Genomic DNA, 21,072 nt, shown 5'->3' with positions numbered 1-21,072 from the left:
TGAATCCATCGCTTTTTCTATTTTCGAAGTGTCTGAATCTTTTCAATTAAACCCTTTGATTCACTCAATGAAACCAATTTTAGCCTTCCTTTTCTTCTGGATTACACTTACTGCGTTTTCCCAAGAAAACTCCTGCAATTGTCTTGAAAATTTGGAGATAACGATTGAAAAAACTGAGGTAAACTATGCCGGATACCCCGCCAAGGTAACTGATGCAAGCAAACCTACTTACCAACTCCTTAAAGATCAACTACAGAATAAAGCTCGGACTGAATTCGATCCCAAAAAATGCTTTTATCTCCTGAAGGAATATGTCGATTTCTTCCGGGACAAACACTTTATCCTGTCCTACTATGAAGAGCAAGACTACGATAGTACCGTGGTTGAGTTTACTCCTGAAAGGTTTGAAATCAAATCCAACTCTGCCTTGGAGGGCTTTTGGGTAAGCCCGGACGGATTATCTAAGATTGCAATCATTCAAGGCAATGAGGGTAATTTTCAGGGGATCAAAATTGAGTCTTCCGATCCTTTTCCGGTAGGGTTTGTCTATTTCACGCTGACTCCTGATGGAGAAAAGTACCTGCTCAAATCCTATGATTCTTTCATGACTACCACGCTGCCTGCTAAGCAAATCGGAAACTTACTCCGATTGGGAAATCAGGCACTTTGGGGCAAAGTATACCCTCAGGAAATGAATCTGGCTGAAAAATCTGAGCTTGCTACCTGGCTTGAAAATAATAATGGGTTGACTTTTCGAAAATTGGCCCCGGATGTTAGTTATCTTAAAATTCCCACTTTCAAAAATAACGACAGCGCCATCCAACAGTTGGTGGCATTGCATGATTCAACGATCCGTGCGACGGAATACCTGGTGGTAGATCTTACTGGCAATCTTGGAGGAAATACCGGTTGGGTGTTTTTCTTGCCCTACCTGATGACCCAGCCTGTGGTGCAGCATCCGTCCTTCCTCCGAGTGACACCTGAAAATGTGCAGCTGAAACTCCAAGATTTGGAGCCTTTCGTCACCAATCCCATTCCGGAGGATTACCAAAAATATTTCCCTGAGGAAGTCCTGTCGCAATACAGGAAAGCCTATCAAGAACTTCCTATTACCCAAGAGGAGTTTTATCCCGTGCCAGGTGTCACTTTCCCTTTGGATTCGGTGATGAAGTATCCGAGAAAGGTGGCACTGGTCGTGGATGACTTTTCTGGAAGTTCGGCCGAATACTTCTTTCAGTTGGCCAAGCAAAGCCAAAAGACGACCAGCTATGGAATGCGCACTTTTGGAATGATGGATTACGAAGGCATGTCAAATCCCACGCCACTTCCCTACGAAGCCTATTACCTGACCATTCCGATCGCAAAATCGAGCTGGACGGATCGAGAACCCATAGATGAGACAGGCTTCACCCCGGATGTCCTCATCGATCTACCTCAGGGAGAGTGGATGGAGTTTATTTTAAAAGACCTGCGAAGAAGATAAAAAACAATGCGCTAGAAAAGAAAACGAACGTACTCGTGACGGAATGACGTAAAATTTTCATGGAAATAATAAAACCCGGTAACCATTCGAAACTTTTCAGGAACACTTAATAAATCAACTGGAATTAGGATGAAAAAAGTTGGCAAGAAAAAATTCAAGATTGACGTCAATGTCCTTTTGGGGCTTTCAGCGGTATTTCTAAGTGCTTCGGCCTTGATCGTGTCGATCATTCAGACGACTATTTTCAAGGAGCAGCAAAGGGCAACGGTTTGGCCATACATGCAATTGACCACTTTTTTTTCTGGCGATAGCTATAGTTATGGACTTGAAAATAAAGGGGTAGGACCTGCCATCATCAAGGACTTTTCCTACACCTATCAAGGGAAAAGCTTCAAAAGTACTCGGGAAGCTTTCACGGCTATTTTTGGAGCTGGGACCAAAGGGGTAGGGTACAGTGCGATAGCCAAAGATTACGTCTTTAAATCCGGAGAAAGCATAGCCACCTTGACGATCGACCTGCCGGATTCGTTGATTCAGGAATATATTTCAAAGTGAGAAAGTGCAGAGCTCAAGCTTAAAGTCATCTATTCGGATGTTTATGGAAATTGTTGGGAACTTGAAAATGGAGTCACGATCTGATTGTCTACTTGTCTGTAGGCTCCCTTAAAAGTCGGTCATTTAACAGTTGAATTGTCATTTACATATTTTCGGATTTGCAGCTTTTTGAATTTCCTCATTTCAAATTGACTCTTGGTATCAACTATTTCTGCACTTTGTAAATACCTAATTTCAAGTTAATTCTTGCTTGGTAGGGTTCCATGGGTAAAGTTCTCGTATCGGTGATTTTCTTCCACAACCTTCGTTTTAACCGGGGTGTTTATGCAGTATAAACAGTTAAATCAAAGTGGAGAGGAGCCTGTCGCAAAGAATTTCGGTGGATTTTACTACAAGGTTAAAAGGATTTTCTTCGACTATTTTTAAATCACTACTCGGCGTGGACCATTATGTCCTCACCTTGTTTCTGGGCCGAGGTTGGAAACTTCTGGTCATTTTTTACCTTCCCGATCTGGCGCACTTACGCTACGCTTTCACCTGTCCTGCTTCTCCAGAAGCTGGACTTAGCATGGTTATTAATTACTTTTTCCCCAATCTGCTTACTTCCCTGTAAATCCCCTCCAACTCACGGACCATCCTGACCATAGAAAACTTCTCAATCACACGCTCCCGTGCTGCCAATGCCATCTCTTGATGAAGTTCTTGATTTGTAAGTAGTCGGAGGCAATACTCCTCCAGTTTTTCCCAATCTTCAATCTCTGTAAGATATCCCTGTACTCCATGCTGCACCACTTCTCCGATACCTCCTGCACGGGTGGAAACCACCGGCACCTCGCAGGACATTGCCTCCAGCATCGCGATGGGTAATCCTTCAAATTCGGAACTGCTCAAGTAAATGTCCATCAGGCTCAGGTAAGGAATGACATGCTTTTGTACTCCCACCAAATGAAAATGCTCCCCTTTGCCGGATTCCTGAATTTGTTTTTCGATTCGGGCTTTCCATTCTCCATCTCCTACAAGCAAAAAGTGGACATGAGGATGTTTTTCCAAAATTCGCAAGGCAACATCTATCCAAAGCCAAAGCCGTTTTTGGGTTCGGAAAACAGCAACTTTGCCTATCACAGGTGCGGAATCTGGAATACCCAGCTTTCGACGGAGATCTTCATGCTGAATTTTGTGGACTGAAGATGATCGGGAGAAGGCACCATTTCGGTTCTCGGATTTTTGGACTTCCCTGGTTCCAGTTGTATCGGCTCGATTCTCGGATCTCAGTGTCGGGTCTTGGATCTCCTCTACCTCTGAATTCCAATCTCGTCCCTCGCCCTTCGTCTCTCGCCCTTCGTCCCTCGCATCTCCACCTTCGTACCTCGTACCTCGTACTTCTCGTCTAAACTCCTCTGTGTTTACCCCGTTCTGAACCACTTTGACATGGAGCCTTCCTCCCCGCTTGTAGGGGTCAAAAATAGAGTTGAGTTGCATGGAGAGCGCTACCTCATTGGATACGGCGATGGCTACATCCTGGTGCTTGAAGGTGAGTCGATTTCCCCAGTAGGAAAGTCTATTGTATCGCTCCCAGGTGTTGTGTTCGGTGTAAACAATAGGGATAGCCAGCCTTTGGCCAACAAACCTTGCCAATATTCCTGCCCAAGGTAAATGTGCATGCAGGATGTCAAATTGTTGAGATTCGACAAATTCCTTCACCTTTTTTACCTGAAAAAACAAGCCTAAGTTGCCGGAAGGAATCAAATGAACCTGAATCCCCGCAGCCTCGAGCTCGTCGACGATGTTTTGCTTCTGTTGATAAAAATAGAGGCAGTGAAATTCAAACTTTTCCCTGTCATGAATCAAGGCTGTTTCAGGAATGAGTTTCTCTGCACCTCCACGGCCAAGGCTTTTAATCAGGTGGAGGACTTTAATTCGTTTATCGGACAAGTTGACTGAAGTATGGTGGGGCGAAATTGGGGATTTTTCATTAAAGTATCCTTGCGCAGGCTTCATAAACTACTCAGGATCGGAATGCTTTCAGCTGGATCTAGGAAAGTCTTTTGACTGTATGGGAATTAAACTGTCTGGGGAACCATGATTTGCTTCACCTGCTCGCCCAATCGTTCCATGTGCATACTGATCATGCCATACTTTGATTTCAATTCTCCAAAGTGATCCAAAATCTGGATTAATTCCTGAAAGGAAGCCTCCGGGGAGTGTCCAAAATTATGCGGATGCCACCAGAGATGGTAAACTTCTCTTTTTTTGGCCGCATATTCCATTTCACTTAAGATTCTTCGGAGTCGCACTTGGTTGAAAAGTGGGTTGCCTACGGCATGTGGCCGCAGGATACGCGAAGCAGGCAGGATAATGGGTTCATGGTCAAAAATGCGGACCTCATCAATGGAATAACTTGTCTTTCCACCCATTTCAAAGAAGCAATCCGCTGAGCGAAACCACTTTTTGCTCCAGCTTTCGTGCTGAGTTTCCTGCCAATACCAGTTTTTAGGATTTCCTCTGACGTACTCATATCCCTCTTCCAAGCAGATGCCGAGATAGAGTTCATTTACATGATTTCTTGGGAATACCAGGGACTGGAGCTGTACTCCGAATTTTTCTTGAGCGATCCGTTGAGTGGATTGAAGATCCTGTCGGAATTGTTCCGGACTCTGACCCCGCATGAGGGTATAATAATGTGCAAAACTATGTGAGCCAAGTTCCTGAAAAGGTGTGTTGATGATCTCCCGGATCAGTTCCGGTGCAAAATGAACCTCTGGACGGATCCCGTGAACTTTAGCCCATTCGTAGGCTGACAGTTTCTTGTCCCGATAGGAGGGTAGAAACTCAGGGGAATAGGATTTCCACTCCTCTTCATTTTCTGCGAAAAGCATTCCTACAGTTGCCCAGGTGACCGAGATTTTGTTTTGGCCAAAAAGCTCCAGCATTCTTGGGATAATGGCCCGGGTATTTGAGAAATAGGCAGGCTTATAGGCTGTGCCGACCTTGTCAAAAATTCCCCAGAGGAGTTCGAAGTCGAGGCTGATAGTAAAGATTCCGGATTGCATTTTGGCTGAAAGGAATTTAAGCGGGGATAGAAAAGGGTGCTGAAAACATGCAGTGCGAAGTTTAGCAATTCCCCTGCCGATCCGCAAGTTTTCAAAAAAGGAATAAGGAATTGGGAGTGTTGAATTGAGAATGATGAATTAAGAATTAAGAATTGGGGTTTTTATTGAATTTCCCCTTTTTCCTCCTCGGGAGTGTTCATTAAACTGTGTCAGTTTGGTTAAAACGATCTTCAAAGTAGGCGATCAGATCCTTTCGGATCGAAGGCCAGGCGAAAATAACCACCTCCACAACCCTTAACCTTTAACCCTGAACCTTTAACGCTTAACCCTCAACCCTTAACCCCATTCCAGGCTTAAAAATCCGACTTAACATTTTCCTAATCTAAAAATCAAACTTTTGTCAAATACGGGGGTCTTTTTTAAAATTTTTCTCGAAGTAAGTTCACAATCACTTGATCTTAAAATCCATCTTCCTGCATTTCCCATGTCTAATTTCGTGGCTTAATCAATCATTCTAAACCTATTGAACATGGGAAACTTTACAATCTCCAAAACAGGCAGATCGCTCCGATCGGGTTTGTTATTTGGTTTGTCCTTTTCAATGATGGGCTTAGCAGCTGCAGTCGCTGCACCAGTTTTACCCATCGAAACAAAAAGTGCATTCGAAGTAGTCACAGGTACTGTCGTTGATGAGACAGGTGCTCCATTGCCAGGAGCAGCGATTCTGGTGAAGGGAACAACCAATGGGACCATTTCTGATCTCGATGGCAAATTCTCCATCGATGTGCCTTCAGATGCGGTGTTGGTGATTTCTTACCTTGGATACACACCAAAAGAAGTCCCAGTAGCCGGACTTTCTACACTGGCTATCCAATTGGAGCCAGATGCAAGACAGCTGGATGAAATGGTTGTGGTGGGTTATGGTACGCAAAAGCGTTCCGACGTGACTGGAGCTATTGGCTCTGTGAAAAGTGAAAACTTCAACCGTGGAGTCATCACCAATCCTGTGGATCTCCTGCAGGGTAAAGTAGCTGGTGTTAACATTACCTCAACAAGCGGCGAGCCGGGTGCCAATCAAAATGTGATCATCCGGGGTATCGGAAGTTTGCGATCTGGAACCCAGCCACTCTATGTATTGGATGGTTTTCTTTTGGACAACACCAGCACTGGGATTTCCTCCAATCCACTCACCTTCCTTAATCCAAACGACATCGAGAGCATCGATGTGTTGAAAGATGCTAGTGCAACTGCACTGTATGGATCAAGGGCATCAAATGGTGTGATCGTCATCACCACCAAAAAAGGCAAGTCCGGAACCTCCCAAGTCAATGTCTCCGCATCCACTGCCTGGTCTAAAATGTCAAATCAAATCGATGTGTTCAGCGCGGATGAGTTTCGTCGTCAGGTAGTTGCAGTAGGAGGTGCTTTGGAAGATTTTAATGGAAACACCAACTGGCAGGATGAATTGACTCAGGTAGGACTTTCCCAGGATTACAGCCTTTCCATGAGTGGAGCTAATTCTGAGAAGTTTTCCTACTTCGCCTCCTTAGGATATCAAGATCAGGAAGGTATTCTGAAAAACAGCAACCTGTCCCGCTATTCCGGTAAGTTGAATATGAACCAGAAGGCATTTGAGGGACGGCTGATTGTAGATTACAACCTGACAGCTTCCTACACGAAAAATTTGAGACCAAGCATCGGATCTACGATTAGTGATATGCTTTACCTGAATCCTACGATTCCTGCATATACTAACGGCGAACCTACGCTCCTAAATACCAACAACCTGAATCCGCTGAAAAGATATGAGCTGTACTCAGACGATGCGGTAAACAACAGGATTTTGGGAACAATCTCTCCCTCTTTTGAAATCTTTGACGGGCTTACCTACAAGCTAAATCTTGGTGTGGATTTCTCCAATACCAACAGATTCCAGCAGTATATCCCTTTCACAGATGTAGTAAATGAATCCAACATTTCACTGGGTACGCTTGATGAATTGATTGCTTCCAATACCAATAGCTTGGTAGAAAATACCCTGACCTACAATTGGAACAATTACAAGCACAATTTTACTGCCTTGGCAGGTCACTCGTATCAGTCTTTTCTGGAGGAATTCAGAAGTACTTCTGCCACCGGTTTCGCTGCAAACAATATCGAACCAAGATATCAGGATCATAACAGCACCAGCGAATTTCCAACTACGGTCAGTGCTTCAGCTGTGAAAAATGAACTGCAATCCTTCTTTGGTAGATTAAATTACGTGTACAGCGATAAGTATCTGTTCACTGCGACAATCAGAGCTGATGGTTCATCCAAGTTTGGTGACAACAACAAGTACGGTTACTTCCCTTCTTTTGCCCTAGGATGGAACCTGAGCAAAGAAGCTTTCATGGCAAATTCAGGTATTGACAACCTGAAACTTCGAACCAGCTGGGGACAAACCGGAAATCAGGAAATCCCTTCCAAAATCACCAAGGCTAGCTTCTCAGAAGATCGTTTGGCGACTGGATCAGGAAGCTTAAATACCTATCCAATCGATACCGATGGCAACTCACTGGATGATTATCCATACGGAATTGTATTCACCCGTTTGGCAAATCCGGATTTGCAGTGGGAAGTATCTACCCAGTTTGACTTTGGGTTGGATTTTGCCTTCCTGGATTATCGCTTGACTGGTACTTTGGATTATTTCAACAAGGTGTCATCCAATATTTTGCTTGAGGTAGTTCCTGCGGATCCAGTTCAGCCTACTTCTACCTATTGGGATAATATCGAAGACATGAAAATCCACAACAGTGGAGTGGAATTGGCTTTGAACTACAGCAACAACGCACAGTCTGCTTTCTCCTATACCATCGGCGGCAATATCACTTATATCCAAAATGAAGTTCGTGATTCCCCTTATTCCGTCTTGACTACAGGTGCAGCGCAAGGTGCAGGTCAGACCGGCGCAACAATCAACGGGTACATCAACAACCAGCCAATCGGTGCATTCTACATGCTGCAGTTTGATGGCATTGCAGAAAATGGGCTGAACCGTTTTGTGGATATCAACGGAGACGGCGAAATCCTTGACAATGACCGAAGTGTGGTGGGAAGTGCGATTCCAAAGCTTATCTATGGAATCAACGCCAATATGAGCTACAAGAATTTTGATTTGGGACTTAATTTCAATGGAGTTTCAGGAAACAAAATCTACAACCATACCACCATGTCGCTTTTCACTAAAGCGCAACTGTCACGATCCAACAATACCACGGATTTTGCAGTCCAGTTCCCGTCTGAATCCTTCAACAATTCAAACACGGTTTCTACCCGATACTTGGAAAGCGGCTCTTTCTTCAGATTGAACAATGCGACACTGGGATACAATCTAAGACCAGACCTCATAGGAGCGGGTAATGCCTTCCAGAACATCCGTCTATCTGTCACTGGCCAAAACCTGTTCGTGATCACAGACTATTCAGGATTTGATCCGGAGATCAATACCGGAACAAGCTCTGGTGGAATCCAGACTTTCGGCATCGACCGATTTACCTATCCTAAAGCAAGGACATTCATGGTCAATCTGAACCTAACATTCTAAAAAAAAAGACAGATGCTTATTCATCTTTCAGATAAAATTAAAATTATGAAGACGATCAGTTTTAGAAAATTAATCCCCGCAGCTGCCTTCTTTCTGGCATTTCTAAGCTGTACCACCTTAGAAGAAGAGGTGCTCGATGAGTCACTGACTGGTACAGGTCAAGCGGAAATCGTGAGCGGATCAATCGCTCCTGTGTATGGAATGCTCCGTCAGGTATGGCTTCACACTGTCAACTTTGGACTGCAGGAAGTTGCTTCTGACGAAGGTATCTTACCGTATCGTGGTGGTACAGACTGGTTTGACGGCGGTAAATTCATCGCGGTACACCAACATCTGATGACGCCAAGCAATAGCTTGGTGGCAGATTCCTGGACTTTCATTACACTGACTTTGTCCCGGGCTGTGGCTGCTGAGGAGCAGTTGGGTTTGGAAGTGGAAAATGGAAATTCCAGCGCCCAAAATCCACTTTACGAGATGGTCGCTATGAAAGCTTACCTGAATATGCTGGCTTTGGATAACTGGGGTCTGGTATTCAGAAAAGACCGCTCAGATCAGCAGTCTGAGATTCTCAGAGGTCAGGAAGCTGTGGACTATTTGGAGACTGAGTTGCTTTCTGTTGTCAATTTGATCAGCAGCACCAGCGGTCCGGGTAGAATGAACAAGCATGCTGTGGAGGCTCTTCTTGCACGCCTTTATCTGAATGCGGCTGTTTATCGGGATCCATACGGTACACCAAACTTCCTTGCTGAAGACATGGACAAAGTGATTCAATACACCAACAGCATCATCAATTCCGGGTACTCCTTGTCTCCCGAATACTTTGATCTGTTCAATGATAACAACAACACCAATCCAGAAATCATCTTCTCTCTGGATCAGCGTGGCGTACTTCAGACCGAACACAGCAGATGGCAGTACTGGTCTATTTCTGGTGATCAGGTTCCAAGACCTGAGTTCCCAAGCACTCGTGGTACGGATGCCGTAGCCGCTACTCCTGATTTTATCCAGACTTGGTATGATGCCTACGGAGATGTAGATCCGGCTGACGCAGATGCTCGTTTTTTCCAAGAAAACACAATCATCCCAGAAAACTTGAGGGACCTCTCCGGCGTGAATCCCACCAATGACGAAGACCATTACTACTGTGTAGATGAGAATGACTTTGAGATGGACCGTGGAATTTTGCGTGGGATCATTTGGGGTCCTAGAAAAGACGCAAACGGTAACATTATCAGATGCGAAGATGGCAAGGTGAGAGTTTACCCAGTCATCAACAGAAGAAGCAGTGGAGCCAACATCCGCTATGTAGATCATACGTTTCAGGTAGACTTCAGCAACGAAGGAAGCCTTCACAATACCGGTCACAGATTCTCCAAGTATCAGTTTAGCCGTACCGCCCCTAATTGCTGCAGCAACAGCAGCGTGGATATTGTACTGATCCGTTTAGGTGAAGTGTATTTGATGCGTGCTGAAGCCAAATTGAGAAAAGGTGACAATGCCGGAGCATTGGCTGATATCAATACACTCAGAACGTCAAGAAACGCACGTCCTGCGCAGACACCTGCTCCATTGAATTCCATCGATTTGGATATTCTGTTCAGAGAGTCAGGATTTGAATTGTACTGGGAAGGTTTGAGAAGAACCTATCAGATTCGATTTGGCAAATATGAGGACAGCTGGACTGAGAAAACTGACAGCGATGTCAATAAAAGACTCTTCCCAATCCCGCAGCGAGCCATAGACGGTGCCTCTAACATTTCTGGATTTTTGGTTCAGAATCAAGGATATTAAACATTTCTCAAGTGGTTAAAAAGCCAAAAAGCCGAGCGGGTTCCGTTCGGCTTTTTTTGATTTCCAGTGGTTTAAGCAAAAATTGAATCAAATTTTGATAAGCCCAATCGGGATTAAATTCTCTTTAATGAAAATGTGTATATCCGCTTTATTACCAGAAGCCAAATTTTAATTATGTTCACCTCGGTTTGGTTCGAACAGCTCACCAACATTATTGAAGGGACCGTTTAATTTTTAACTAGAGAGGCTGTCTCAAAAGGTTCATCGGTGTCAGGCTGTGTCCAAATAACTCTTATGCAAACAAAAAGAGTATGACAGGAAATTGTCATTGGTTGGCATCGAAGGTTTGAGAATACGATTGAGTGCTGACCTGCTAGCGCAAAAATATTAATCGGATAGGCGCGTTGGGAGGATTTGCCCCTGTCTGCCGGCAAAGGCAGGGTGGGAGCTTTGGCAAATCTTGACCTTTTGGTTCTTTTGGGTCAAGCCAAAAGAATGAAAAAAGAAAGAGTCTAAACTAAATAAACAATTACAATTAAAAAGGACTCGAATTAAAATTCTAAATTTTTAAAAATTTCAATCAAAATTACAACCTGTCATTGGTAGCACCTGAGAGTCTGGAGTCCCGAAGTCGAAGGCCTTTTTCTATAAATGGGGTAATATTTTGACTAACCTCAATGTATCAATTGGTACTTATGAAATAGCCTCTCCTGTCATGAACGGCGAATCCGGATGCCGAGCTTATTGAAAAGTTGAGGGCATTTTGATCAACTGGCATCACTGCGGATAATCATTAAAGGAAATTTAATTTCTGTAATTTTGAATCAATAGAGGAGATTAATCCACCCTTTTCACGCTCAAATCAACCAAATCCACAAAAAAGTCATCCGATGGCAGTCCATTGCATAGTTTGCCGAATATTCTGAGGAAATCCGCAAACTGACCATTCAAGGTACCTTTTCTTCCTTCCAGCTGTTTAATTTCCAAGCTGCGATAGAGCTCCATTCGGGAGTTGGGAACCAGTCCGGCGCTGAGGTCTCCACCGTTTTTGATCAGATAAAAATCTTCCATCAGTGTCCCTTTCTGAGTTGATTTTTGGATGGATTGAAAAATGGAGTCCACTACCTTTTCCCGTTCGAGTGGGGAGCTTTCTAGCCATTCCTCAAGTTGGGATTGGCTTATGCCATTCACTAAAACCCCCAAATCCGCAGGCCAATCAGACTTTAGAAACCGCATTCTGATCAATTCCTGCAGGTGTTGCTGGGTAAAATCGAGGTAGTCGACTGCATCCAAAATCCCCAGATTCCAATGGGCGGAACTCGCCTTTTGGCTGAGCCACTTGTGTTCCATTTTATAGAGATCGAAAAACTCATCAAAACGATCTACTTTTTGCAAAAGCTGAGTCTGTACGTTCATAGTTTTTTTTGATTCTAGGCTCATAAGTTTATAAGCTGGTGGAAAAGCCGCCAATGAAGGCACTTGAATATTGAGCAGGTCCTGGTCTTGGACTCCTTCCAATTTTCCCGTATCGTTGAAATGCATATGCCCTGCAAAGTGGACTCGGATGCCTGCATCTGCGTATTTCTGTGAGACTTCCTCCTGAGGGACTCTGCTGAGCTGGAATTTGCCTGCACCGAAGAGTGCTTTCATTTCTTCAGAAGCTCCTTCGTGAAAATCTGCCAAAGGATAATGGCTGAATGATACCAGTGTTTTTCCCCGTTTTGCTGCTTCTTCACTGACTTTTTTGATCCAGTCCAGTTGGTGGGCTTTGGTCTGGGAAGCCAAATTGAATCCTATGCTGGAGCCGCTCCATGCTGTGGAGTCCATTGAAGCAGGATCACCGGAATAACTGTACACATTGCCGTCTAGGGCCAATAGCCAAAGGCCTTCAACAGGCTCAACCAAATAACTGGCATCGGGAAGCTTTGCCCCTGATTTTAGATCAATATACATCCGGTCACGGATCGAGGAAGCTGCGCTCACTTGATTGAAATCATAGCCTTCGTAATCCAAAGCCATAAAAGGATGAGTCCAAAAGAGATCTTGCGGGCCGGGGGAAAAGCCAAAGTCTTTCAATGCCTCGCAGATCTCAAAATAACCCCAGTGGCTGACTTCCTGACTGATGGCTGCAGATGGGTCATCAACTCTCGGAAGACTGAAAACGGCCTGTTTTCGCCCATTTTCACCCATAAAGTCTGATTTTCCTCCAGGTGAACCAAAAGGCGATACTGGATCATGATTGCCGGTAGTGATGAAAAACCGCATGCCATATTGCTCGGAATACTGCTGAAGGATCTTTTTCAAACCCAGAATATTCATCGGCTGACCATCATCGGTATAGTCTCCGGGCAGAGCGACGAGTTTGATGCCCTTTTCCTTGAGTTCGTCCAAAGCTGCCAGCAGGGCGAAGTAATTCTCATTGAATAAGCGAGTGGAATTGAGCTGACTTTCCATGGTGCGGATCGTCGCTGATTTGCCGTTTCGGGGATTGAGGACTCCGTCGAATCCCTCAGAGTGGAAGTCACCGTAGACATCCTGCAAGTGGATGTCGGAGAGAAAAGCCACTTTTGCATCCAGTCCATGCTGAGCGAAAAGCGGTGCCTGTGGCCAACTATAAAGCATCCCTGCACTGACTACGGCAGGGATCAGTTTGGTGAATTTCACTTTTGGTTTAGAATTGGGTTGGATCTTTCAAAGGTATTATTTCCAAAACTCACCGAATATTCGGATGGAAAGAGCCGTGACGGAAGGTAATAATCTGTCGAAATCACCTGTGCTCCGGAGGCTTTGGCTTTATCAAATTTTGTGTAATCTCCTGACCGCGCTTCTTTGGTATCAGAATCAGCACGCGTTCGGATGATGTAGCCTTTTCTCACCAGATCCTGAATGTAGGTTTCGTTGGAGATTGGATCATTGATGATGCGGAATCCAGCTTCTGGATTTCCTTCTTTGAGGTTTACGAATAAGACCGCGTTTTTCAATTCGGGTTTTTCGCTCAGGTAGCGCCTGATTTTAGCTTCACTTTCGTCCAATACAAACAGAAATTTGCCCCTGGCAGCGCTCAATTCCGGCCAATTGCCAGCTAAAACGGCTTTTTCCAGTGATTCATAATTCCCTCGGACCAGATCAGGGGTAATCAATTTATCCATTCCCAGGTAGGTTCGCACTTCCAGATCTATGCTATCCAGCGCAGTACCAGAGAAAGGCAGCGGGCTGACAGTCATGGGAACCTGCCCATCTTTGGCATTGATCAGGATGAAAATCGGATGATGATCCGGATGCTGATCACTCCAGGATTTCAGTTCGAGGAGGGCATTTTTGAACAGCAGGTGATGGGATTGGACATCCAGATCCTGCACGTGAAAAAGTTTGAGTCCCGGCTCATTCAGTTCCTTTTTTGGATCAAAAACAGTTCCCGCTGGGAGCATGCTGAGTGACTTGGGATTGCTGTATTTTCCTCCCACTGGATCATGAAATACATCGAGCTCAAGATTGCGAAGTCCCAGATCCAACTGCTCGGACAGCAGCAGATGTTCGTATTCCAGACTTTGCGCTGCGGCAGGGTTGATTTTTTTCAGGTAATCCAAAATCGGTGCAGGCATGGAGCTTTTGTAGCTGTTGTGACTGCCAATGACCTGGGTTTCATTTAGTCGCTGAGCGAAAGCTTGTCCCAGAGCTAGGCTCAGGGCAAGTGAACAAACAATAGGTTTGATGCAATTCATTTTGTGGTGATTCAATCCGAAAGATGGAGCTTTCAGCTTCAGGAATATTTAATTCAAAGTCAAGTTTGTGTTAACGTTTTTGAGATGTTTCCTCCGGTTTACCCTTTTGTTAATTCCCTTCAAAATCATAAAAACCGGACTTTTTTTAGGTTTTCTACCTGTATTTTTGGCTATGGAAAATCTCAGCAAAAGCCTTTTTGTACTCTTTTTTTTACTTCCTAGTCTGCTTTTTGCGCAGCAGGATTTCAAGCTCCATTCACACAACGATTACCTTCGGAACGTCCCTTTTTGGGAAGCATTCGGAGCTGGTGCGGCAAGCATAGAGGTGGATGTGATCCTACAGGATGGCAGCCTGATGGTAGCTCACGAGAAGGAAAGTATCCAGCCTGAGCGGACTCTGCGCTCCCTGTACCTTGAGCCGATTCGCAAAGCTGTGGACTTGGGCATGATCGAGGAGTTTGGGTTTCATCTGCTTGTGGATTGCAAAACGGAAGGCTATGCGACTCTGGAAGCTATTGTGAATGATGCCGCTGATTTTGAGGAAATGCTGTATTCTGCCCAGAATCCCTCAGGACTGAAGCTGATCATCTCCGGGAACCGTCCCAAGCCTGAAGATTATACCAAGTATCCGGAATGGGTGTTTTTTGACTACCAAAGTAAAATACTGACCGATGCGCTACCTTGGGAAAAGATCGGCATGGTGAGCCTGAGCTTTCGCCAGTTTTCCATCTGGAATGGGAAGGGAAGGATCGTGGAAGAGCAAAAGAAGAGTTTGGACGAGTTTATTGGCTTGGTTCATTCCTTTGAAAAGCCGGTGAGGTTTTGGGCTGCTCCTGATAGTAAGTCTGCCTGGAAGGCCTTCTACGACATGGGTGTGGACTACATCAATACTGATCAGCCGGCTGTGGCGCAAATTTACCTGAGTACGCTGAGCCGCAATGTTTATGCTACTGCTTCGAGATCGCACATTTACCAACCTACTTTCGCCTCAGATGGAACCTCCCTTCCTGTGAAAAATATCATCTTACTCATTGGTGATGGCAATGGGCTGGCACAGATTTCTGCGGGACTTTTTGCGAATGGAGGGGAGTTGAATCTGTCCCAGTTGAAGAATATGGGCTTGGTCAAAACCCAGGCAGCAGATGATTTTACCACAGATTCTGCGGCTGGAGCTACCGCCTATGCCACTGGCAAAAAGACCAATAACCGCGCTCTGGGTGTGGCTCCGGATGGAACCAGTCTTCCCAATCTCCCGAAGATTTTGGCTTCGTATGGGTTTTCTTCCGGGATCATTACTACCGATCAGCTGACAGGCGCAACTCCGGCATCCTTCTACGCGCATCATTCCGAGCGGGACGATTCTGAGCAGATCGCATCCTATTTGCCTGTGAGTAAGTTGGACTTATTTATCGGAGGAGGAAAAAAAGCCTTCGGAAGTCAGGTGTCCAAGCTGGAGTCCACTGGGGTGGAACTGCTGACTGAGCTGGACCAAATTGCGGACTCAAAAGCAGAAAGAGTTGGTTTTTTCTCATCTGAAGGCTCAAATCCCACTATGGAAAAGGGTAGGGGAGACTTTCTGAGCAAAAGTGCTTTGGCAGGCACAGCTTTTCTCAAAGCCAAGAATCAGCCTTTCTTCCTGATGATCGAATCCGCTATGATTGACTCGGGGGGGCATTCAAACAGTACCTCGACCATCGTAGAGGAGATGATTGACTTTGACCAAGTGATCGGAGAAATGATCCGCTTTGCTGATGAAAACCCAGGAACGCTGCTGATCATTACTGCGGATCATGAGACCGGAGGAGTATCTTTACCGCAGGGAAATGTAGAAACGGGTGAGGTTGAGCTAGCGTATCATAGCGATGACCATACGGGGATTTTGGTTCCGATTTTTGCGTATGGCCCGCATTCCGGGGATTTCAGAGGGATTTATGAAAATGCAGCAGTATTTGATAAGGTGATGGAATTGGTGAGGAAATATCATTCAAAATGATCTTGTGCTATTCTTCTGCTCTGGGGACTAATACCTTGTCCAGATGAGGGATTGGAATATTTAAATTCAAACTTTATTGAAAAGAGACATATCCCGAATTACCATATTTCATAAATTCGGTCAGGTTTCAATCATCGGCTTAATCGAATTCTAATGGTTTACTTTACTCAGTTAATCTATATCAAGGAGGGGCAAGAAAGTGTCTTTTTTGAATTTGAAGATGTCGCTATTCCACTAATAGTAAAGTATAATGGACGGCTTCTGCTTCGGTTAAGGCCCTCTGGGGAAAGTTTTATTGAGCACCAAATCGAAAAACCGTTTGAAATTCACTTTGGAGAGTTTGACAGCGACCAAGATTTCCAGGATTTTTTAAAAGATGAAGAGCGCAAAAAATTCCTCCATTTGAAAGAGCAGTCCATAAAGTCAGCACTAGTAATCAAAGGGACAAAACTTTGAGGAAAAGATAGAAAACCTAGTACTGTTATCTTGCTTCTCTGGAAGCTGGATATGAAATGCCAATTGTATTCATTTGGAATTCCATTTTTCCAATCATTCCGCCCTAGCTCCCCCTTGGATATTTTAGCTTTGGGTAGTTTCATAACCCTTCAAAGGATATTGGTTTGGGGAAGCTAGTGACTTTTTACTTACAGTCTTCAGACTGCTTTTGAGGTCATTTCTGTACCGATTCACACCCGATAGATCCGGTCCTCGACTCATGATTTTTATCGGGATTCAATGTCTAGGTCCTATCATAAGATTTGGAATCCCAAAGAATCCTGCCCATAGCGCTGGAATTGACATTCTTTTCCAAATGATTTTGGTGATCCGGCGCTTTAGACGTTCATCTTATTCTTTTGACCCAGCTTTGAAAAGCTGGGCTTTGAAAACTCCCCATCAGTCTAGTCTCTGATTCTTTAGAACTTCACTTTGTATTAAGAACGTATAGCAAAATAAACAAAAAAAACTAAATTTGTTCATTAAGATAAACAAAATGGAGCATCTATTTGAACTATACAGAAAACTGTTGAAAGGAACTTCCCTACAATTTCAGCGAAGTCTTATTCATAAAATACAGTGGAATAACCGACTGATAGGAATAACCGGTGCTCGAGGAGTGGGCAAAACCACCCTCGTGCTACAGTATCTCAAGAAAGAATTTAGTGAAACAGGTACAAGTGCTCTGTTTGCCTCGCTGGATCATATTTGGTTTGCTAGCCATAGCGTCCTTGACCTTGCTGATCAGTTTGCTAAAATGGGAGGGAAGGTTTTGGTTTTGGACGAAGTCCATAAATATCCTGGATGGTCCAGAGAACTGAAGAATATCTATGATTTCTATCCTGAATTGAAAGTGGTTTTTGCAGGTTCGTCCCTCTTGGAAATTTTAAATTCCAGCGCAGATTTGAGTAGGAGAGCACTGATGTATCATCTCAATGGCATGTCTTTTCGAGAATATGTGAATCTGGAAACGGGAAAAAACCTCCAAAGCTTTACCCTTGATGAGGTAATCACAAATCACGAAGCGTTGACTCATGATTTGATTGGCCAATTCAAACCCTACCAATACTTTGGTGCTTACCTCAAGCAGGGATACTATCCTTTTTCAAGAGAGTTCGGGGAGCTTTATAATCAGCAGTTGCGGGCAATCGTTAATTTGGTTTTGGAGGTAGAACTGCCTCAATTAAGGAAATTTGATTTTGCCTATGTGCCTAAAATTAAACAGCTGCTTTCCATTATTGCCGATGCTGTTCCTTTCATTCCCAATGTCACCAAGCTGAGTCACAAAATCGGAATCAATAGAACGACTCTGCTCACGTACTTTCATTATCTCCATGAGAGTAAGTTGACTACAAACCTTTACCAGTCAAATGAAGGTATTTCTTTATTGCAAAAGCCGGAGAAGTTATATCTTGAAAACACCAACTTGGCGTTTGCCTTGGGAAGAAATGTGGATATAGGAAATCTCCGAGAAACTTTTTTTCTAAATCAGGTTGGATATTTGCATCAATTGACTTTGCCTAAAAACGGGGATTTCCTAATCGATCATAAATGGAATATAGAGGTAGGTGGCATAGGAAAAGAGCTGCCTAAGGCTGAAAACCACCTTGTAGCTTCAGATGGGATCGAAACTGGATTAAATTCCAAAATTCCACTCTGGATTTTCGGATTCCTCTATTGAACTTTTGCTCCACAGTCCTACCACTACTCTCGCCCTTCTTCGAAATTTGTACTGTCGAGGTACTATCAAAGGATATGCAATTCAAGGAATTTTGAGTTCCTAGCTCATAAAATAACCCAATAACTAATGATACAATAAAAAAATCCTAATCCCCCAATTCGATAAATTATCGATTCCGAATATTTCCAGGCAAACTTTTTTTCCGAACCTTGTAGCGAATCCCTCAATCCCTTACGTCATGGGTAAAAAATCATTCATGGTCTCGGTTTTCCGATTTCTTCTATTGGTGTTCCTCTTCAGTTGTTCTGTGGCAGATGAAGATCCTTCAGATCCATTTGATGAGGCATATTTCAATATAGGTCAGGGATACCGCTTTGCCGTTGATCTGGCCAAATACCAACAGCTGGACTTCAACAGGAAGGATCCATCCCTTTGCCAGGTAAATTTTGAAATTAAGGGAATCAACAGAAATCAAAATGAACTTACGATCCGTATTGAGCGTCCAAAAGGATGTAACGGAAGCTATGAACTGGTATGGGACGGTAAATGGCAAGAGTCATCGCCCAGAAGGATGCAGGTTTACCTGACGGGTTATTTCAATTCCTGTACCCCTACTTCCGAGCGGGAGATCGATGAGATCAAAATAGACTTGGCAAAGGCTCTGCGGGAACCACCCACGGACCTGTTTACCATTTATCTAAGGGAGCATTGCAGTTTTAGGGATTTCAATTGTGTGGGAAATTGCAACCTGAGTATTTAGAATTAACGTAGCGTATTTTGATTTGAACTGGTCTGACCAAGAGTTGATTGACGGTTGCAAACGTCGGTCAAAAAAACATGAGGAGTACTTTTTTAAAAAATACTATGGCTACGTCATGGGAATCAGTCTGTCCTATTCCAAAAGCAAGGATTTGGCACAGGAGATTACCAATGACTCTTTTATGAAGTGTTTTGATTCATTCAAAAAAATGGATCAAGCCCCCTCGCTGAAGTCCTGGCTCAGAAGAATCACCGTCAACACTGCGATAGATTATTACCGGAAAGACAAACGCTTCCAAAATCACCTCGAAGCGGATGGAGAAACACCGGTATTTGATGAAATATATGCCCCGGATCAGTTGGCATTTGAGGATATTCTCAAACTGCTCCATCAGCTGCCCGAGGATCAGCAATTGGTATTCAACCTCTATGAGGTAGAAGGATATAGTCATAGGGAAGTAGCTGATCGGCTGGAAATCACCGAAAGCTCCTCCCGGGTTTATCTGACGCGGGCCAAAAATAAGTTGCGTCAGTTAATTCAACATCACATGAAAGAATATGCAGGAAGATAAAACACCCAAGAGGTTGGGCTCTATGCTGCGTAAGCAGCAGGAAGAAAACCCTCTTCCGTATGAATTGGGGGCTTGGGAGGCCTTTTCCAAAAAACGTGCCGCCGGCACCGGAAAGAAGACCGCCTATTGGATCTCGGGAATTGCCGCTGCCTTGGCTTTGCTATTGGTAGCAGGAGGGCTTTGGCTGAGCAAAAATCTGGAAACCATACCAGCTAACCCCTCAGGTCCAATTGCCTTGGAAGAGAGCACAAGCAAGCCCACGATAGAAGGCAGTAAGTCAATCATGCCTGAAAATAAGGAAGAAAAAAATACTCAGGACACTGACGAATCCGCCCAGCTAGCCGAAGTCAAATCAGAAATTAAGACTGAAAATCAGTCGGTTACCCCGTCGCAAAGTACCAAAAGTGAACAACCAAAAGTAAATCGATCGCAGACCGCATTCATTGATCCCAAAGCAGAGCCCAAGGAGGTCATTCCAAGCAAAAGCCAGCCTTCCAAGGAGCAAAAAAATCTGGCTCCAGAAGCAACTAAAACAGAAAAGCTCAGCAATCCAGATCTGATGCAATCTTTGGCAGCCACCAAAGAAACTATGGATCCAGATAAGGGAAAACTGACTTCAGAAGCACTTGAAGAAACAGTGGTGCTGAAAGAGGAATTGCCCAAAGAGCCCCAATTGACTTCTGAGGAGATCGAGGAGATCTTGGATACGCCTTCATTTGCCAGACTTGCACTTGGGCTTTATCCGGGTTTTGGTGCTTCTCAGAATTCCTCCCAGATCACCAGTGGCTCAAGCTTAGGTCTTGGCGTCATGGTGGACATGGATATCGCAGGTAAGCTGGTGATGGGTTCTGGCTTGGCCGTGAACTACCTCAATCAGGCAAGTGAGAGTCAAAGCTATGCGCAAGTTGCTGGATTCTCTTCTCCAGTCACACAGACACAGGAGATTGCGCAGGTGCAAGTGGATATTCCGGTTTTCTTCAAATATCCGATCACACGCAATCAGTCGATCTCAGTCCAGGCGGGATTTTCTAACCTTTTGACTTTCAACCAATCTGCAGAGCAGGAATCATCCTATACCCGGCAGATTGCAGTGTTGGATGCGCTCTCGGCCAATTCGAGTGCTTTTACCCTGAGATCAGAATCAGTAAATCAATCCCAGGTTTTGAACGTACCAAACCAGCGTTTTTTCCCTTTGGCGACAGCTAATTTTGGGGTCAATTTCCGCTTGTTTGAATCCAAGAAAACCAGTTATGAGATTATGCCGTTTTACAACTATCCGCTGCAGGAATTCTCCGGATATGGAGAAAAACTCGGCATGGTTGGAGCATCTTTCAAAGTGAACTTTAGAAATATCAAACAGAAATAAATTGAAGTGCTAAACC

At 44.3% G+C, this 21,072-nt stretch carries 13 protein-coding genes; 9 read left to right on the top strand and 4 right to left on the bottom strand.

Annotation, left to right across the window (positions count from 1 at the left end):
* Nucleotides 1-67 precede the first annotated feature (67 nt).
* Entirely contained in the window at nt 68-1,483 is a 1,416-nt protein-coding gene (locus tag DK188_RS07360) for a S41 family peptidase (RefSeq protein WP_111670151.1), read from the top strand.
* A gap of 129 nt (nt 1,484-1,612) precedes the next feature.
* A complete protein-coding gene (locus DK188_RS07355; RefSeq protein ID WP_111670150.1) occupies nt 1,613-2,038 on the top strand; it encodes a hypothetical protein in 426 nt (141 codons plus the stop codon).
* Nucleotides 2,039-2,617: 579 nt separating this feature from the next.
* Here DK188_RS07355 and DK188_RS21685 read toward each other — a convergent pair.
* Together DK188_RS21685 and DK188_RS07345 are read right to left on the bottom strand one after the other, a co-directional pair.
* Nucleotides 2,618-4,036 carry a glycosyltransferase gene (locus DK188_RS21685; RefSeq protein WP_232825681.1) on the bottom strand — a complete coding sequence of 473 codons (1,419 nt, stop codon included), beginning with the start codon at nt 4,034-4,036 and terminating at the stop codon, nt 2,618-2,620.
* 62 nt (nt 4,037-4,098) lie between these two features.
* Nucleotides 4,099-5,088 (bottom strand): polysaccharide deacetylase family protein, encoded by a 990-nt coding sequence (locus DK188_RS07345; protein WP_111670149.1) that lies wholly within the window; start codon nt 5,086-5,088, stop codon nt 4,099-4,101.
* 529 nt (nt 5,089-5,617) lie between these two features.
* On the opposite strand from DK188_RS07345, the gene DK188_RS07340 reads away from it, so the two are divergent.
* Nucleotides 5,618-8,677, top strand: coding sequence for a SusC/RagA family TonB-linked outer membrane protein (locus DK188_RS07340; protein WP_232825680.1), 3,060 nt, complete (start codon nt 5,618-5,620; stop codon nt 8,675-8,677).
* A 45-nt stretch (nt 8,678-8,722) separates the two neighbouring features.
* A complete protein-coding gene (locus DK188_RS07335) occupies nt 8,723-10,468 on the top strand; it encodes a RagB/SusD family nutrient uptake outer membrane protein (protein ID WP_111670148.1) in 1,746 nt (581 codons plus the stop codon).
* Nucleotides 10,469-11,305: 837 nt separating this feature from the next.
* Here the strand turns inward: DK188_RS07335 and DK188_RS07330 are convergent.
* Nucleotides 11,306-13,132 (bottom strand): metallophosphoesterase, encoded by a 1,827-nt coding sequence (locus DK188_RS07330; RefSeq protein ID WP_111670147.1) that lies wholly within the window; start codon nt 13,130-13,132, stop codon nt 11,306-11,308.
* A complete protein-coding gene (locus DK188_RS07325; protein WP_111670146.1) occupies nt 13,129-14,190 on the bottom strand; it encodes a phosphatidylinositol-specific phospholipase C1-like protein in 1,062 nt (353 codons plus the stop codon). The genes DK188_RS07330 and DK188_RS07325 overlap by 4 nt, the downstream gene beginning before the upstream one ends.
* 172 nt (nt 14,191-14,362) lie before the next feature.
* Between DK188_RS07325 and DK188_RS07320 the strand changes: the two genes are divergently transcribed.
* The 5 genes from DK188_RS07320 to DK188_RS07295 all read left to right on the top strand — a co-directional run bounded on the left by DK188_RS07320 (nt 14,363) and on the right by DK188_RS07295 (nt 21,056).
* On the top strand, nt 14,363-16,183 hold the full coding sequence (locus DK188_RS07320) for an alkaline phosphatase (protein WP_198672977.1): 1,821 nt from the start codon (nt 14,363-14,365) through the stop codon (nt 16,181-16,183).
* A 991-nt stretch (nt 16,184-17,174) separates the two neighbouring features.
* The gene (locus DK188_RS07310; RefSeq protein WP_111670144.1) at nt 17,175-18,359 is read left to right on the top strand and encodes an ATP-binding protein; all 1,185 of its coding nucleotides are present in this window, start codon (nt 17,175-17,177) and stop codon (nt 18,357-18,359) included.
* Nucleotides 18,360-18,597: 238 nt separating this feature from the next.
* Nucleotides 18,598-19,119 carry a hypothetical protein gene (locus DK188_RS07305; protein WP_111670143.1) on the top strand — a complete coding sequence of 174 codons (522 nt, stop codon included), beginning with the start codon at nt 18,598-18,600 and terminating at the stop codon, nt 19,117-19,119.
* Between the two features lie 22 nt (nt 19,120-19,141).
* A complete protein-coding gene (locus DK188_RS07300; protein ID WP_394335839.1) occupies nt 19,142-19,690 on the top strand; it encodes an RNA polymerase sigma factor in 549 nt (182 codons plus the stop codon).
* Nucleotides 19,677-21,056 (top strand): porin family protein, encoded by a 1,380-nt coding sequence (locus DK188_RS07295; protein ID WP_111670142.1) that lies wholly within the window; start codon nt 19,677-19,679, stop codon nt 21,054-21,056. Before DK188_RS07300 ends, DK188_RS07295 begins: the two co-directional genes overlap by 14 nt.
* Nucleotides 21,057-21,072: the final 16 nt, after the last annotated feature.

This window comes from Algoriphagus litoralis (assembly GCF_003259255.1).
Classification (GTDB): Bacteria; Bacteroidota; Bacteroidia; order Cytophagales; family Cyclobacteriaceae; genus Algoriphagus; species Algoriphagus litoralis.
This window is presented reverse-complemented; position numbering and strand designations above follow the sequence as displayed.

Bases quoted from the DNA above. Each gene is read 5' to 3' on its own strand.
- DK188_RS07360 (WP_111670151.1), top strand. From the start codon at position 68: ATGAAACCAATTTTAGCCTTCCTTTTCTTCTGGATTACACTTACTGCG.
- DK188_RS07355 (WP_111670150.1), top strand. From the start codon at position 1,613: ATGAAAAAAGTTGGCAAGAAAAAATTCAAGATTGACGTCAATGTCCTT.
- DK188_RS21685 (WP_232825681.1), bottom strand. From the start codon at position 4,036: ATGAAGCCTGCGCAAGGATACTTTAATGAAAAATCCCCAATTTCGCCC.
- DK188_RS07345 (WP_111670149.1), bottom strand. From the start codon at position 5,088: ATGCAATCCGGAATCTTTACTATCAGCCTCGACTTCGAACTCCTCTGG.
- DK188_RS07340 (WP_232825680.1), top strand. From the start codon at position 5,618: ATGGGAAACTTTACAATCTCCAAAACAGGCAGATCGCTCCGATCGGGT.
- DK188_RS07335 (WP_111670148.1), top strand. From the start codon at position 8,723: ATGAAGACGATCAGTTTTAGAAAATTAATCCCCGCAGCTGCCTTCTTT.
- DK188_RS07325 (WP_111670146.1), bottom strand. From the start codon at position 14,190: ATGAATTGCATCAAACCTATTGTTTGTTCACTTGCCCTGAGCCTAGCT.
- DK188_RS07320 (WP_198672977.1), top strand. From the start codon at position 14,363: ATGGAAAATCTCAGCAAAAGCCTTTTTGTACTCTTTTTTTTACTTCCT.
- DK188_RS07310 (WP_111670144.1), top strand. From the start codon at position 17,175: ATGGAGCATCTATTTGAACTATACAGAAAACTGTTGAAAGGAACTTCC.
- DK188_RS07305 (WP_111670143.1), top strand. From the start codon at position 18,598: ATGGGTAAAAAATCATTCATGGTCTCGGTTTTCCGATTTCTTCTATTG.
- DK188_RS07295 (WP_111670142.1), top strand. From the start codon at position 19,677: ATGCAGGAAGATAAAACACCCAAGAGGTTGGGCTCTATGCTGCGTAAG.